Origin of the sequence: Vibrio sp. 10N.222.55.C6 (genome assembly GCF_041473395.1) — a bacterium.
Lineage (GTDB): Bacteria > Pseudomonadota > Gammaproteobacteria > Enterobacterales > Vibrionaceae > Vibrio > Vibrio crassostreae_C.
This window is the reverse complement of sequence record NZ_JBFRSD010001079.1, coordinates 1-373: the sequence shown is the minus strand read 5'-3', so window position 1 is coordinate 373 and position 373 is coordinate 1. Positions and strand designations below refer to the sequence as shown.

1 protein-coding gene is annotated in these 373 nt (G+C 40.2%); it reads right to left on the bottom strand.

Going from position 1 to position 373, the window contains the following annotated elements; genetic code table 11:
* Positions 1-373, bottom strand: a 373-nt coding sequence (locus AB4486_RS27630; protein ID WP_372119997.1) for an NAD-dependent epimerase/dehydratase family protein, incomplete at both ends; no start/stop codon positions are given.

Here is a 373-nt window from a genome sequence, read left to right as displayed (position 1 = left end):
TAGTTATCAAATTGTTGTTTTGAATAGCCGTAGACATTCAATGCACCTTCGTACTCTCGTTCTTCAATGAAAGTGTCGGTTTCACCGTAAGTTGCAGCTGAAGAGGCATACAAGAAAGGAATTTCACGTTCAACACAGTAATGAAGTAGCTCTTTTGAGTATTCATAGTTGTTGAGCATCATGTATTTGCCATCCCACTCAGTGGTAGCAGAGCATGCTCCTTCATGGAAAACAGCTTCAATATGACCAAAATCATCACCGGCCATGACTTGAGTTAGGAAGTCATCACGATCCATGTAATCCGTGATGTCTAGGTCAACCAGGTTCTTAAATTTCTTACCATCTTTTAAGTTGTCGACGACTAGAATATCGT